Here is a 604-nt window from a genome sequence, read left to right as displayed (position 1 = left end):
TGTGCCTCAAGTCGCTGCTTAGCGAGTTGCTGTTGAAGAACCTGAACCTGCTGACCTGACGCCGCTGCGCCTCTTGCCATATTTGAAGACTGACCGTTGAGTGCTTGACGTGCTCCAGGAGTGAAGAACATGCCATCTGCAACGATCTTCACGCATACGTCATTCTGTGCGGCTCCACTAGCGCGGTTTGCCACAACATCATAGGAGTTGCCGTCTGTGGTCCAGATACGGATGATCCCTGACTTACCCTGCACCGTGTCGCTGTTGGGCTTAATCATGACCTGATTTGCTGCACCTTCAGCGTTCCATAGCTCAGAGCTTGAAACAGGTGGAATCAAGTTGTCGGCTGGAAGCTCAACCCGAGTACCGAGATACAACGCACTGTTGATCGTCAGAACCGCGTCCGGTTTCCAGTGAATGACCCGACAGCTTGCGGCTTGCGCGGATACGGCACCAGCAAAGAGCATTGCGCCGACTACGGCCTTAGAAAGAATAATGTTCATGGTTATTTAGCCTCTTCACTTTTGTATCCCGCTGGATCTTCAATAACATCAGCTTGGATAATTTCTAAACCGATTGGGTTTGCTCGCAACCACGCCGTAGA

General features: G+C 51.7%; 1 pseudogene. It reads right to left on the bottom strand.

The window, feature by feature from the left end:
• A pseudogene (locus HBN61_RS22345) lies at positions 1-503 on the bottom strand (TrbG/VirB9 family P-type conjugative transfer protein); the annotation flags it as partial.
• Positions 504-604 lie beyond the last annotated feature (101 nt).

The organism is Pseudomonas sp. WS 5071 (assembly GCF_012985765.1).
Classification (GTDB): domain Bacteria; phylum Pseudomonadota; class Gammaproteobacteria; order Pseudomonadales; family Pseudomonadaceae; genus Aquipseudomonas; species Aquipseudomonas lundensis_A.
The sequence above is the reverse complement of the archived record's forward strand: the minus strand, read 5'-3'. Positions and strand labels throughout refer to the sequence as shown.